The sequence below is a fragment of the Herbaspirillum sp. CAH-3 genome, from assembly GCF_009668275.1.
GTDB classification, from domain to species: domain Bacteria; phylum Pseudomonadota; class Gammaproteobacteria; order Burkholderiales; family Burkholderiaceae_D; genus Herbaspirillum; species Herbaspirillum aquaticum.
This window is the reverse complement of record NZ_VSWE01000004.1, coordinates 17,575-31,806: the sequence shown is the minus strand read 5'-3', so window position 1 is coordinate 31,806 and position 14,232 is coordinate 17,575. Positions and strand designations below refer to the sequence as shown.

At 64.3% G+C, this 14,232-nt stretch carries 7 protein-coding genes; 1 reads left to right on the top strand and 6 read right to left on the bottom strand.

All coding sequences use genetic code 11. The annotated features are described in order from the left end of the window. Window positions 1-89 precede the first annotated feature (89 nt). Entirely contained in the window at window positions 90-1,664 is a 1,575-nt protein-coding gene (locus FYB76_RS06175) for a hypothetical protein (protein WP_187697685.1), read from the bottom strand. Window positions 1,665-1,770: 106 nt separating this feature from the next. Beyond that, window positions 1,771-3,438 carry an HD domain-containing phosphohydrolase gene (locus tag FYB76_RS06170; RefSeq protein ID WP_154133031.1) on the bottom strand — a complete coding sequence of 556 codons (1,668 nt, stop codon included), beginning with the start codon at window positions 3,436-3,438 and terminating at the stop codon, window positions 1,771-1,773. 463 nt (window positions 3,439-3,901) lie between these two features. Here FYB76_RS06170 and FYB76_RS06165 point away from each other — a divergent pair, with 463 nt between their 5' ends. Continuing rightward, window positions 3,902-4,675 carry a 3',5'-cyclic-nucleotide phosphodiesterase gene (locus FYB76_RS06165; RefSeq protein ID WP_154133030.1) on the top strand — a complete coding sequence of 258 codons (774 nt, stop codon included), beginning with the start codon at window positions 3,902-3,904 and terminating at the stop codon, window positions 4,673-4,675. A 79-nt stretch (window positions 4,676-4,754) separates the two neighbouring features. Here FYB76_RS06165 and FYB76_RS06160 read toward each other — a convergent pair whose 3' ends face one another. From FYB76_RS06160 to FYB76_RS06145, 4 genes are all read right to left on the bottom strand, one after another. Beyond that, window positions 4,755-5,522: a FecR domain-containing protein gene (locus FYB76_RS06160; protein WP_154133029.1), complete on the bottom strand. Its 768-nt coding sequence runs from the start codon at window positions 5,520-5,522 to the stop codon at window positions 4,755-4,757. A gap of 21 nt (window positions 5,523-5,543) precedes the next feature. After that, the gene (locus FYB76_RS06155; protein WP_154133028.1) at window positions 5,544-9,647 is read right to left on the bottom strand and encodes a filamentous hemagglutinin N-terminal domain-containing protein; all 4,104 of its coding nucleotides are present in this window, start codon (window positions 9,645-9,647) and stop codon (window positions 5,544-5,546) included. A 1-nt stretch (window position 9,648) separates the two neighbouring features. Further along, window positions 9,649-11,316, bottom strand: coding sequence for a ShlB/FhaC/HecB family hemolysin secretion/activation protein (locus FYB76_RS06150; RefSeq protein ID WP_229296900.1), 1,668 nt, complete (start codon window positions 11,314-11,316; stop codon window positions 9,649-9,651). 570 nt (window positions 11,317-11,886) lie between these two features. Then, window positions 11,887-14,160 (bottom strand): CHASE2 domain-containing protein, encoded by a 2,274-nt coding sequence (locus FYB76_RS06145; protein WP_154133027.1) that lies wholly within the window; start codon window positions 14,158-14,160, stop codon window positions 11,887-11,889. Between the last annotated feature and the right edge of the window lie 72 nt (window positions 14,161-14,232).

The window sequence follows — 14,232 nt, the reverse complement described above, 5'->3', positions numbered from 1 at the left end:
TCACGCGAGGCATGCCCTGCAGCGGGCAGGAGTGAAGCCGCTATTTTACCGCATTGCAGCAAAATGGCTCCCTGTGCGCTTTTCCAGGCTCATTCCCGCGAATACAGCACGCGCAGCGCCACGCGCCGTTCGTCCGGAGGCAACTGGTTGACCGCGCGCAGGTAGGCAATGGAGGCGTCGCAAGTGGCATCGGGATCGGCCTGGCGCCGCAATGGCGACGACAGCAGTTTCAATTGTTCCTGGGTCAGCGGCGCGAGCGCCTTGCGCATCACGCGGGTCCGCTCGGCCAGGCTGTAGCGGCCGGCATTGGCGGGGTCGGCGTCACGCAGCAGGCGCTGCGTCATCACCTGCTCGCGGTTGGCGAACTCCTGCGGCAACGCTGATTGCGGGGCTTCGCGGCCGGCCACCGCCTCCGCGCGCGAGCGCGGGTAGATCAGTTCGGTGCAGGCCGCCGCACTGATGCCGCGCAGGGCCACGGCTTCGTCCAGCAGCAATTGCTGGAACTCGGCCAGCGATTGGTCAGAAGCGATGGGCAACAGGCGCCGACTCAACAGTCCGACCTGCTCGCGGCCCACAGCGAGGATCTCGGCATCCGACGCATGGGCTTGCGCCCGGGCCCAGGCCAGGTCGATGGTGCGGGCGAAGTCGGCAGGGTGATAGCGCGCCATGATGTCGAACAGGGCGCCCTTCTTGAATTCGGCCTCCAGCACGTCGCGCGACGTGGCGATGGTGGCGAGCTGGGCAGTCTCGCCGCCCGGCGCCAGCCGGGTCAGCACGCCTGCCTGCAGGAGCTGGCCGAGTTCGGGATACCAGCTTTGCGCGGCCGGCGTGTCGGCGATGCGCTCGATGAAATCATGCGGCAAGCCCAGCTTGCCGTAGGTGTCGAAGGTCAGCTTGCGGTCGAAGCTCTTGTTGATGCGGTCATCGCCGCCGACGGTATAGAGCGTATGGAAACCGATGTGCGCGCGCGGATCCATGGCGCGGTCGCGGCCGGCCAAGAAGGCCAGCGTGCAGGAAGAGGAACACTCCTGCTCCACATAGGTATTGAGCCGGTGGCGACGGATCACGTCGCCCACCAGCTTGCCTTCGCGCACCCAGCCGCCGGCCGAATACAGCACCACCGTGCGCACCGACGGATGCTGCTGCAGGACGGCCTCCAGGCCATCGGCGGCACCATCGTTCATGCCGCCTTGCAGCAAGACCGACCGGCCATCCACCCGCACCTGGTACACCACCGGCGGGCCCAGCTGCTTGCCCAGCGCAATGTCGAGTTGTTCACGTAGCGAGTGCGCCGCCCGCCAGGTGCTGGTGGCCATGCTGATGGCGCCGCACACGATGAGGAATTTGACCACCACCTCGGCCCAGCGCCGTCCGCCGCGCGCCACGTGCTTGCTGGCCGAGCGCCAGCAGCCGCACACGCCCCAGGTCCAGGCCAGGTAGCTGAAGGCCGCAATGCCCAGCACGCCGGCCATGCCGTAGCGCGCCGGCATGTCGTTGGTCAGCCGCGCCAGCACGGAAATGGCCAGGGCCGGTACCAGCGAGGTCAGCAGGACGGTATGCAGCCAGTAAGAACGGCCGAGCGAATAATCGCCACGCCAATGACGGCGCAGGAAACTGGCGGGTGGGCGAGCGGGAACGGGGAATCGGGTTACTGCCTGGGACACGTGATGCTTTTCCTTGATGCGCCGGCGCACGTGCGACGGCGTCTGCAATGAAGGGAAACTTTATGAAGCCATCAGCATAACCCAGCTTGCGTCGGCTGTTGCGCTTTCAGCCGCCATGGCCTGGAATGCGCGACAGGTCGACCTCGTCGATCTGGCTGGGATGCATGAATTGCTCGGCGTACTTCTCATAGATGCGTTCCCGCACGAACAGGTCGAACAGGTCGGGGTCGATGTGGTTGCGTGCCTTGAATCCGGCCAGGATGTCCACTGCCTCGTTGAGCGTGTTGCCGCGCTTGTAGGGACGGTCGGCGGCAGTCACGGCCTCGAAGATGTCAGCCACCGCCATGATGCGCGCCTGTACCGACATCTGCTCGCGCGTCAATCCCTTGGGATAGCCCTTGCCGTCCATGCGCTCGTGGTGGCCGCCGGCAAACTCGGTCACGCGCGCCAGCTGCTTGGGCCACGGCAACGACTCCAGCATGCGGATGGTGATGACGATATGGTTGTTGATGATGGCGCGCTCGGCATCGTTGAGGGTGCCGGCACGGATGCGCAGGTTGCCGGCTTCCTCGTCATCGAGCAGCTTGCGGACCTGGCCATCGGGACCACGCCAGCTGTGCTCGGCGATGTCGAGCACACGCTGCTGGTCTTCGGGGCGCATGCCCTCGTTGCCGAAGTTGATCCGGCGCAGGAAGTTGCGCTCCTCGTCCAGCTGCAGCCGTTCGGCCTCCAGGGCGGCATCCAGCTCGGCCGCCTTGTCCGGCGTCAGGGACGCACCCAGCGCCAGCTTTTCCTGCAGCACGCGGATCTCGGCATCGCGCTTGAGGACTTCGAAACGGGTATCGACCAGGTGGATGCGGTCGAAGATGGTTTCCAGCTTGGTGGCTTTTTCAACGATGTGGCTGGGCGTACCGATCTTGCCGCAATCGTGCAGCAGCGCGGCCAGCCACAGTTCGCGGCGGTCGGCATCGGTCATGCGGAAGTCCGCCAGCGGACCTTCGGTGGCATTGTGCGCGGCCTCGGCCAGCATCATGGCCAGCTGCGGAACCTGCTCGCAGTGGCGGCCGGTGTGCGGGGACTTCTCGCCGATGCCGATGTTGATGAGCTTGATGAGGCTTTCGAACAGGTTTTCCAGGCGCCCGATGAGCTGCTGGTTGGTCATCGCCATGGCCGCCTGCGCGGCCAAGGCCTCGATGAAATGCTGGTCCGTCTCGGAAAAAGGGACGGTCTGCCCGGTCTCGGGGTCGATGGCATTGATGAGCTGCAGCACGCCCACCAGCTCGCCCTCGTGGTCCTGCATCGGCACGGTCAGGATGGATTGGGAGCGGTAGCCATACTTCTCATCGAAGAGCCGCATGCCGTTGAAATTGAAACCGGTGGCCTGGTAGACATCGGCAATGTTGACCGAATGCCCGGTGTTGGCCGCATAAGCCGCCACGGCTGCCAAGTTGGGCTTGCCATCGGGCAGGGTCAGGGCGATGTCGGGAATGGAAATCGCCTGGCCGCTGCTGCCGCCCTGGTGCATTTTCAAGGTCTGGTTGACCGAGATGTCGAAGCACAGCGCCTCGCCGTTTTCAGTGGTGCGGTAAAGCGTGCCGCCGTCGGCGCGGGTGATGTCGCGCGCGGTCAGCAGGATGCGTTCCAGCAACAAGGGAATGTCGCGCTGGCTGCCCAGCGCGCGGCACAACTCGGTGAGCCGCTCCAGCCGATAGGCGATGTCGCGGTGCTCGCCGGCGGTGGGCGCCAGATCATGCCTGCTGGCCGGCGCGCTCATGCTGCCCGCTCCCCGGCTCGGCAGTGCGCGCACTGGCCGGTCTGGCAGGTATGGGCTGCTGGATGGACTGCTGGCAACATGCGGCTCCCTGAAGCGTTGGCGGGTGAACACGGCATGGTCATTGCGACAAGGCAATGCCGGCGCGCTTTTTACGGATGCTTTTTCGGCATCATCGAGATTCTAGAACGAGAGTGCACGCTGTCTTGCAGCGAACTTGGGGGGAATTGGCCGCCAATTCTGCGCTTGGCGCAATCGCAGCGGCAAGTGCGCCGGGACAGCGGATCAGGGTTCTCCCGATTGCGCGGAGGCGCCGAATCCCTTAACATCCCGGTATGTTGCATGATTTGCCACATCGTCCGCAAAGCCAGTCCTGACAAGGGTTTCCGGACTGCAACAAGCTTCCTTTCAAGTCAACACCGCGGGGGCGGCGACGGAAGCTTCCATCCTATGAGCGGCAATCACAATGCGTGTAGAAATTTTGGGCTGCAGCGGGGGCATCGGTGGCAATGGCATGCGCACCACTTCCCTGCTCATCGATGACGATATCCTGATCGACGCCGGCACCGGCGTAGGCGACCTGCCGCTGGCGCGGCTGGCGAAGATCGATCACGTCTTCATCACGCATGCGCACCTGGATCATATCGCCTGCCTGCCGCTGATGATCGACAGCGTGGGCGACATGCGCAGCACGCCCCTGACCATGCACGCCACGCAGGCCACCCTGGAGATCATCCGCAAGCACATCTTCAACTGGCACATCTGGCCCGACTTCAGCGTCATCCCCACGCCCGAGCGAGCTTTCCTGCGCTTTGCCACCCTTGAGCCGGGCCAGCCGGTGGAGATCGGCCAGCGCAGCATCACGCCGCTGCCGGCAGCCCATACGGTGCCAGCGGTCGGTTACGCGGTCCGCAATCATGCCAGCGGCGCATCGCTGGCCTTCAGCGGCGACACCTGTATCTGCCCGCCGCTGTGGGAAGCGGTCAATCGCATCGCACAGTTGCGCTATCTCATCATCGAAGCCGCCTTCGCCAACCGCGACCGCGAACTGGCCCTGCTCTCCAAGCACCTGTGCCCCAGCCTGCTGCTGGAAGAACTGCAGCACCTGCAAGGCCGTCCCGAGGTCTTGATCACGCATGCCAAACCCGGGCAACTGGAAGAGATCGCCGCCGAGATCGCCGCCGGCGACAGCGTGCATCGTCCGCACATGCTGGCCGCAGGCACCGTCCTGGAATTCTGAAGCGCCGTCGTACCAGCGAAAAAGGCGCCGCACATTGTGTGCCGGCGCCTTTTTCATGGCCGATGACGGTACCCTGCGATTACTGGGTCACGCAGGCATCAAGCTTGGCCGCACCGATTTTCTGGGTACCGGTATTGCCGTTGCTGCTGATGGCCTGCGGCATGGTGACCGTCACGCCCTGGGACGGCGGCACGATCACCGGCGGCTGCAAGAGCGAGGGCACGAAACCGAACTGGCCGGCACTGTAGAGCTGCGTTCCGCTCGGGTTGGTGACCTGGATGGCACCGGTGACCACATCCACGTGCAAGCCATTGGCCGGCGGCTGGCCGTTCGGGGTCGGTACGCCGCCGCAATCGTCTTGGCAGAACAGGGCGCCGAAGTGGGTGCCGCGAATACCGATGGTGGCCGTGGGTGTATCGAAGTTGACGGCTTCATGATTGCGCTTGCCCACCAGGCCGGTCACAGCGCGCAGCCCGCCCTTGACCAGGCCGATGGCCACGGCATCGTTCTTCGGCTCCTTCTCGTCGTAGAGATATTTGCTCACGGCCACCTCGGAGCCCGGGCGCAGCACGATCTCGCCGTTGTCGACGAACTTGACGCGGGCATAGGTCTCGCGCTCGGTGATGAGGGTGTCGCCTTGCAGGATGGCCGACTTCACCGACAGCACCACCCGCGTGCCATCGGCGTGGCGCACGCTCAACACGCCCGAGAGATGGGTGACCTGACCCACCACCGGCTGCGGCTGGGCGAAGGCAGACGCCACCGCCAGCAGAAGCAGCAGCGCCAGGGTCAACCCGGCCAGAGTGCGCCGGACCGAGGCCGGCGAAGTTTGCTTGAAGGCATTCATGAAGATCACATCATCCGGTTATCAGGTGCACATCGGGAGCGGTTTCTTGGCCTGCTTGCGGTCATCGCCCTCGTCGCCAAAGTGGTCCGTCGTACCGCCCACAGTTTGGGTGGCGGCCCCGGTCTGCTGTACGACATTGCCGCTGGTGGCGGGCACGGTATCGGTGATCTGCGCGTTGTTCAGACTGGCCTGCAGGTCACGGCTCTGCTGGTTTTGTTGCTGCTGCACGGCCAGCGCGGTCTGGCTGTTGGCCGAGCTGCTGCTGGTATTGCCGGAGCTGGAGCTGCTGGAGCTGGCCGCTACCGGCGTGCGCGTCCCGTTGGCGTCGACGATGGTGACGCCTTGGGCGTAACCGATCACCTGGCCGGAATCCACCGAAAGAAGCGCCACGCCCGGCGGCGAGGTGGAGATGTTGGCGTTGATGGTCATCGAATCGCCCGCCGACAGCGTGATATTGCCGCCGGTAGAAACCAGCACGCCATTGATCGTCAGCGTGTCGTTGCTGCCCGACGAGGCGCTCGCGGTCAGGGTAATGGTTCCGGTGGCGCTGACACCACCCGACCCGATGGTCAGCGGGCTGTGCGTGACCACGCTGACCGAACCGTTGCTGCTCTTGATCTGGCCGGTGCTGTTGATACCCAAGGTGGCCAGCTTGCTGTCGGTGCTGATGACCGTGCCATTGGCATTGCTGGGCAGACTGCCGAGGAAGCTGGCGCGGGTGCCGATGGCCGAAGTGACCACACCGCCCGTGTTGTCGATGCTGATGTTGCCGCGCGCGGTGGTCACACCGTTGATGCTGACCGCGCTGGCATCGCTGGTGTTGAGCGCGTTCTTCAGCGTGATGTCGCCGGTGCCGCTGTTGTTGGCGGCAAAGCCGGCAATCTGGTTGCCGCTGTTGTTGAAGGTGATGCCGCTGCTGGCCGAGGCGATCAATTGCGACTTCACCCGCATCGAGGTGCCGGTGCTCTGGGTAAGGTTGCCATTGGCAGCCTGCAGCACCAGATTGTTGGCGGTAATGTTGCCGATGGCCAGCGAGCCGGTCGCCTGCGACAGCGCGGCATCGGCCAGGGTCAGGTTGCCGCCGGTCTGGCTGAAGGCATCAGCCACGACCAGGCGCGAGCCGACGTTGCCGGTCACGGTACCGTTGGACACGGTCAGATTGGACAGGCGTACATCGCCGCCCAGGGTCAGGTTGCCGGCCACCAGCTCCGCCGTCATGTCGGACTGGGCGGCATTGGCCAAGGTGACTGTTCCGTTGAGCTGGACCGTCTCGCCGTTGATGAAGTCCGTACTGCCGATATTGAGCGCGCCGTTTCCGCTGGTGGTGCCATTGAGCACCAGGGCAGCGATGCTGTTGTTCGAGCCACTCATGCGGTTGACGCTGATCGTCCCGTTGTTGCTGGTGCTGTTGCGTACCGTCAGCGTACCGCCGCGCTGGGAGAGCTGAGAGCCCGCAGCGATCTGCAGATTGGCGATGGTATCGTCAACACTGTCATGTCTCACGGTCTGGTTGCCCGAGATGACCACGGTATCGATCTGGGTCGGCAAGTAGGTCGAGCCGTTGCCTACGGTGGCGTTGCTGACCCAGTTGTAGCGGTCCTCCCAGCCACCTTCCGAATAGCCGTACTGCTGATAAGTGAAGGTCTCGGCACCGCGCAGGGAGAGGTTCGCCAGGCCGTTGTCACCGTAGACCGCCTTGAACATCTTCTCCTGTCCGCCCGCCGTGACGATATCCCCGGTCACTGAGCGGAAGTAGCCAGTCGGTGACGAAGGACCGCTGATGTTGATGGCATTGATGCTCACTTCGCCAGCGGGTGAGTAGCCGCTCAGCAGACGGGTCTTGAGGCTGCCGTCCAGACTGGTCGAAGAGAATCCGCTCAATTCGATCACGTCATAACTATCGTTGCTGGCACCGGCGATATCGATGAGCATTTTTCCGGTCTCGCCCTGGCTGAAGCTGGCATCGCTGGGGTCGCCGGTTGCCCGCAAAGCCAGACGCCCCACGGTCCCGTCGGCACCCGGTGCGAGGATACCGTCATTGGTAAACGACCCACTGACCGACAACGTACCATTGCCCGAAATGGTCCCGTTGGCCTCGTTGCGGATGTATCCGGCGCTGACATTGCCGCCGGCCATCGTCAGGGTGCCGTAGTTGCTCACACTGGCATTGCCGGTGACGTTCAACACTGCAGCGTCACCATTGAGCACCAGCGTGGCATTGGCATTGTTGTTCACATCACCACTGGAATTGACGCGACCGCTGATGTTGAGCGTACCGTTGTTGGTGATGCCATCGCTACCGACCAACAATCTGCCCTCACCGTTGGTGGCGACGCTGACGGTCCCGTTGTTGGTGAGCGAGGTGATATCGCCCCCTCCGCCGTTGAGCGTGAGCGTACCGGCGCTGTTGACGCGCACTGCTGCGGCGTAGAGGTTGCCGCTGCCAAGGTTGACCGTGCCATTGTTGATGAGCAGATCCCCGTTGACGGAATCATCGGTGACCCTCAGCGAGCCACCATTGAGCACGATGCGCGCGCCATTGTCGATGGTACTCAGATTGCGCGGCTTGACCGCGTCCATGATGCGGGCTTCCGAGAAGCTCTCTTGCGATGACTGCACATAGCCGCTGTTGAGGGTCAGCCCAAGTCGTCCGCTCTCGCTGATGATGTTGGCCCGGATGCTGATGTTGTTGGCGGAGTTGAGCGTCAGTGTGCTGTCCGTGCCGCCGGTCTTGGTGATGTTGGCGGAGACGGTGATGTTGCCGCCCACGCCATCGCTATCGCCGGTGGTCAGACTGACGTTGACGCCATTGCTGAGCTGATTGGAAATGGTCGCCGCCGAAATCGTCGCGCCGCTATCGGTGGAGGTGACCGCGTAAGACGAACAGCCATCAAAGCTGGACTCCGTATTGTTTGTGTTGTTGGCAACCACCTCCAGATCGTGCGGATCGATGAGCCACGTCCCGCCCGCCCCGACCTTCGGCACCTTCACCACATCCAGCCGCTTCAACCCGGAGGTATCCACGAATCCACCCTGCCCTGGCGCGCCCACTGCCGACACATCGCCATCGATGAAGGCGGCATTGGCGGCATACAACGTGACATTGCCGCCCTTGGTGCCATCGGCACTGATGCTGGAACTGGTCGTGGTGGTCAGATTGCCCGAGGCGCGCAGGAAGATGCGTCCGCCCTCGCGCACTACGCTGGAGGCATTGATGACACCGCTGTTGGTGATGAGGCCGGCGGCCACGCCGATGCGTCCCGCCTCGGCCGTGATGGTACCCAGGTTGGTGACGTTGCCGGCGCTGCCGGTGACGTTGACTGTCACCCCCGGGGTCGCGGTATCGGCCAGCGTCACGGTCTGGCCGGCGGCCAGGATGACCTCGCCCTGCGGACTGGTGATGACACCGCTGTTGGAGACGCTGCCGCCGATCAGGTAGACGCTGCCGCCGGTGGCCGAACTGATCTTGCCCTGGTTGTCCACCAGGCCGGCATTGCCGTCCTTGATGAAATTGAGACGGCCGGCCAGAAAGTCGTTGTCGCTGATGGCCAGGGAGGTCGCAATGAAGCGGGCGGCATCCACCGTACCGCCGGGCCCGATCACCACGCCATTGGGGTTGTACAGCACCACCGTGCCATTGGCCGAGAGCTTGCCGTAGATCTGCGAGATGTCGGCACCGGTCACCTTGGCCAGCAAGGCCGCGGACGAACTCGGCTGGGCCACGTTGACCGCCGCATCGGCACCGATGCTGAACGAGGCGAAGCGGGCAATGGCCTGCGGCGACAACTGGTTGATGTTGAGCGTGTTGCCGTTCTGGCTGAAGCTGAGATTGCCATTGGCCACACTCCAGCCGGTGGGCAAGGTACCGGGCGCAGGCGCGGCGGCCAGCGCCGGGGCCTGCCACGCGCCACACACGGCGGCGGCGGCCAGCGACAGCCGCAACCCGGGCGCGAGCGCCCGTTTCCACGCACGCTGCAACAGACGCGACAGCAGCAGCGGCAAGGGCTTGCGCGCCCGCCAGGAAAGCGTCAGGCGGCGCTTGCCGACGCGTACCGTGATCGACGGGGGCAGCAGTTCGATGGCCGGCGGAACCGGGGCTGGTGCGGGAGTGGATGGTGATGTCATGTCAGAACCCCAGGATGGCACTCAGGTGGGCATTGAGATCGCCCCGCTGTTCGGTGACGGAATGGCCGTTGAGCAGAACCCGCGCCACATCCAGGCGCAAGGTGAAGTCACGCCCCAACGTATAGCGCAACCCCGCGCCGAAGCTGGCCAGCGTGAGCGTCGACGGCACCGTCGAAGCCGCGGTTACGTTGTTGTTGGCACCGCGCGCGGCATCGACAAAGCCGAGCAGACGCAGGTTGCCGCGTGCCTCGCTCTTGGCCAGCAGATCCGGGGTATAGAGTTCGGCATTGAGCACCGCACCGCTGTCGGCTGCCACCGCGCGCTCAGTGAAGCCGCGCACGGTATTGGCACCGGCCAGACCGAACTGTTCCACCGGCGGCAGCGCATGGGGAGAGACCTGCAAGCTGCTGGCCAGGCGTACCTGCCAGTCATTCTGGAAGACCTTGAACCAGCTTGCACCGCCCCGCACGATGATGAAATTGTCCATCGACTGGCGCGCACCGGTGAAGAGCGAATAGCGGTCCGTCACCTGCAGCGCGTCGTTGCGGCGCGGCTCGCCGGTAGCCATGTTGCGGGCGATGCCAAGGTTGTAGTCCAGCACCTGTCCCACGCCCTGTTGCTGCGCGCTGTAGCTCACCGACAGCGGCAATGTGGAATACGGCAGGCAGGTATTGAGCGAGGCGCCATTGAGAAGTCCGCCATTGATGCTGCAGCTGGAATCGACCTTCTTGTAGTCGGCACCGAAGACCAGCTTGCTGCTCCACTCGCCGCTGCGGGCAAAGTAATGGTTCCAGCGCAGCGCATAGATTTCGCCGCGGCCGGTGATGTTGAGCGTGGAGTTGACCGCCAGCGTCTGGCCCGAGGTGACGTTGGATTTGCCGTAGATGAAATCGAGGCTGTCGCCCAGGCCATACATGGGCAGACGATAGCCCAGCGAATACAGGTCGACCTTGGCACCAGAGGGACTGTCGGGCGATGTGGTGTAGGCCACCGTGGCCACATGGTCGCGGTTGAACAGGTTGGAGTGCTGCACAGCCACGCCGGTACGCCATTGCCCGGTGTCACGGTTGCCGCTGTTGTCGACGTTGAGCATCACGCGCAGGGGATTGTCATCCTTGACCGTGATGGCCGCATCGATCTGGTTGGTGGATTCGGACGCGGTGAGCGTGACGTTGACCTGCTTGGCCGGATTGTCGTTGGCCAGTTGCACCGATTCGGAAATGCGCCGCAGGTTGGGGGCACTGCCCTCCACCAGCTGAGGAATGCTGGCGCGGATATTCTGCTCGCTGAAATGGCGGTTGTCGCTCACCACCACCTTGCCCACCACCGTCTCGACCACCTGCAGGCGCACTACGCCGCCCGTCAGCTCCTGCTCCGGCACGCTGACCTGCACGGCGGTATACCCGGCACTGCGATAGGCATTCTCCAGGGCTTCCAGCGCCTGCTGGATGTCGCCATAGACGCGGCCGGGGCCGCGGAAAGGCGTGACCGCTTCGTCGACCCTGGCCTGGGACAGCAAGGTGTTGCCCTCCACGGCGAAGCGCGTGATGTCGAATCGTTCGTCGTTGCGGACTGGCGCGCTGCCCGCCGCCACGGCGGCGGAAGCCTGTGGTGCCGGCTGCGGCTGCGCCCACGCGGCGACGGCGCTGCCCAGCAGCGCCATCCCCATCAGAGAATGCCCAAAGCATCGTTTCATTGTCTCTGTGACCCGCCCCCCGGCGAGCCCTCCCAGTTTTCTTGTTGCGCAGCGCGGCGGCAAGCCACGCTGTCACTGCCACCCTCCCATCCGGCCAGCCGCCTGCACTGACGTCAGCACATGGATCGCGCAGACGCAATGCGTGGCCGGCACGCAAGTACCCGGACCACGTAAGCGAACAACAAGACGAAAAGGAACCCCTGAAGCAGATACGTCCGGACACCGATATTCCACTTCTTGAAGGAGGGATCAATCGCGTCCGGCGGCGACGCCGCCTTGCCAGGCAACATCACTCTTGATACTTGCAAAGTATACTGACTAGTCCTGACCTCGTCGACAAGAATCGCTGAAAAACCGCTTCCAGCGGGCGTTTGCGGCTGATTGCACAGCACTTGGTTGCCACTCGGAAATGATTTGCGGTTTCGACATGCAAAGATTTTCGTGGAATGTCAGCGGATGAGAACGTTTGTGCAAAACGCGTCTCACGGCGATCAGACCGCGCTGATTTCCCCTAGGAAAATGCGGCGGACTGACCAAGTCCATTTATTTGGTCTCGAAAGTCGTCACGCCATCCCAATCGGCCGGTGGCGGTGCCTGGCGATAATGGGCAATGCGCTCCAGGTAAAGTGCATACAGTCCACGCGCCTGCGCAGCCTGCAATTGCAGGATCGCCGCTTGCGCCTCATCCCAGCGTTGCGCACGCACCAGTGCCAGCGCCGCATGCCATTGCTCCACTTCGGCGCGCAGCGCGGCATCGAGTTCGCCTTCCAGGGCCAGCGGTTCAAAGATAGGGACCGGTTCGTTCTTGCCCTTGACCCGCACCCGGTCCAGCTCGCGGTAGGCAAACTGCGGCGCCGCCTGGCGGGTGGCATCACCGACCAGCACGCCTACCCCATAGACCTTGGTGATCGACTCCAGGCGCGAGGACAAATTGACCGCATCGCCCATCACCGTATAAGCGCGGCGGATGCGCGAGCCCATGTCGCCCACGCGCATCTGGCCGCTGTTCAAGCCGATGCCGATCTTCAGCGGCGGCCAGTTGCGGCGCGTGAATTCCTCGTTGAGCAGCAGCGTGGTCTGCTGCATCTTCAATGCCGTGGCGACTGCCCGGGCGGCATGATCGGGCACATCCAGCGGGGCGCCCCAGAAGGCCATTACGGCGTCACCGATGTACTTGTCGAGCGTGCCGCGATTGCCGCGGATGTCTTCGGACATGGCCGTCAGGTACACGTTGATGTATTCGCGCAGCTCGTTGGGCTGCAGGCTCTCCGAGATGGTGGTGAACCCGCGCACGTCGGAGAACATCACGGTCAGGTCGCGGATCTCGCCTTCCATGTTGTAGCTGGCCGGATTGGCCGCCATTTCGGCCACCAGTTCCGGCGCCACGTATTCGCCGAAGAGGTTGACGATGGCCTTGCGGTTGCGATATTCGAACAGGTAGCCCCACGCCAGGTTGCTGATGAACAGCAGCGCCACCAGCAGCAGCGAGGACGCCAGCGGCAGCACCAGGCCGGCACTGTCATAGAGCCAGTAGTTGAGTCCGCCCAAGGCCGCCGCCGTGCCCAGCGAGAGCAGCACCGAGACCAGCGGCCCCAGCGCGGGCAGCAGCAGGCCCAGCAGCAGGCCGGCCAGCGCCACCTGCAGGCCGTCATAGCCGACCGCGAAATCGGGCCGGGTCTTGAAATCGTCATCGATGATGGAGGCGATCAGGTTGGCATGGATCTCCACCCCCGGATAGACGGGGCTCACGGGCGTGGCCCGCAGGTCGTTCAGGCCCGGCACGGTGGTCCCGACCAGCATGATGCGGCCATCGAGCTGGTCGTGCGGATAGGTGCCACGGATCACGTCCACCGCCGGGACATAGCGGTAGGCACCGCCCTGCGGTCCGCCGCGTCCGCGATAGGTCACCAGCGTGGTCAGCCCGCGCTCCACCGGAATGATCAGCGGCTGCGGACGCGCCTCCACGGCGATGGCGGCCAGCGCATCGTAGTTTTCCTTCTGGCTCCCCAGCAGACCATCGGCGCTGGTCAGGAAGACCGGCTTGATGCGCTTGCCATCGACGGCCACGCGGGCCGTAGCCAGGGCCAGCGATTCGTAGAAGTCGTCGCCATGCCGCGCCAAGAGCGAGACCGTGCGAATGAGGCCGTCGTCATCAGGAACCGGATTGAAGAACCCACCGGCGCGCGCCGCCGCTTGCAGCTGCGGCAGGTTGGCGCCATAAGCGCGCCAGCGCACCACCTGCACATTGCGCCCGCCCAGCGCGGCCACGCTGAAGGCCGGCGGCGGCAACTGGCCCTTGACCACGGCACCCGTCTCGTTGGAGAAGGCGTAACCCATCACCACCGGCTGTCCCTGCAGGGCGGCGGCCAGGCGTGCGTCGTAATCCATCTGCGGCTTGAGCAGGCGCAATTGCTGCGCCAGTTGCGGCACGTCCTTCAAAGGCCCGCGCGCCAGGTCTTCCAGGCGGCCATAGCCGGAGGTGGTGTCGGGCTCGGCGAAGACCACGTCGAAACCGACCGACTGCGCCTGATAGGCCTGCGTCATCTGCTCCACCAGCTTGGCCACCAGGTCGCGGCTCCAGGGCCAGCGGCCCAGCTCGTTGATGCTGCGTTCATCGATGTCGACGATGACGATGCGCGGATCCAGCGCCGGCTTGGCCACGCGCATGCGCAAGTCATAGAAGAACAGGTCCATACGCTCGACCACGCGATTGGGCAGCAGCCCCACCACCACCGCCTCGGCCAGCCCGATGAGCAACAACGCCAGCAGCCAGCGCGCCCAGTACTTGGTGAAGACGGAACGCAAACGACGCAACATGGACTTCCCCCGATTCCCTTTTTGATTGGCTGCGATCATGCCACCAGTTGCCTGTGCCTACAATCGGCGCGG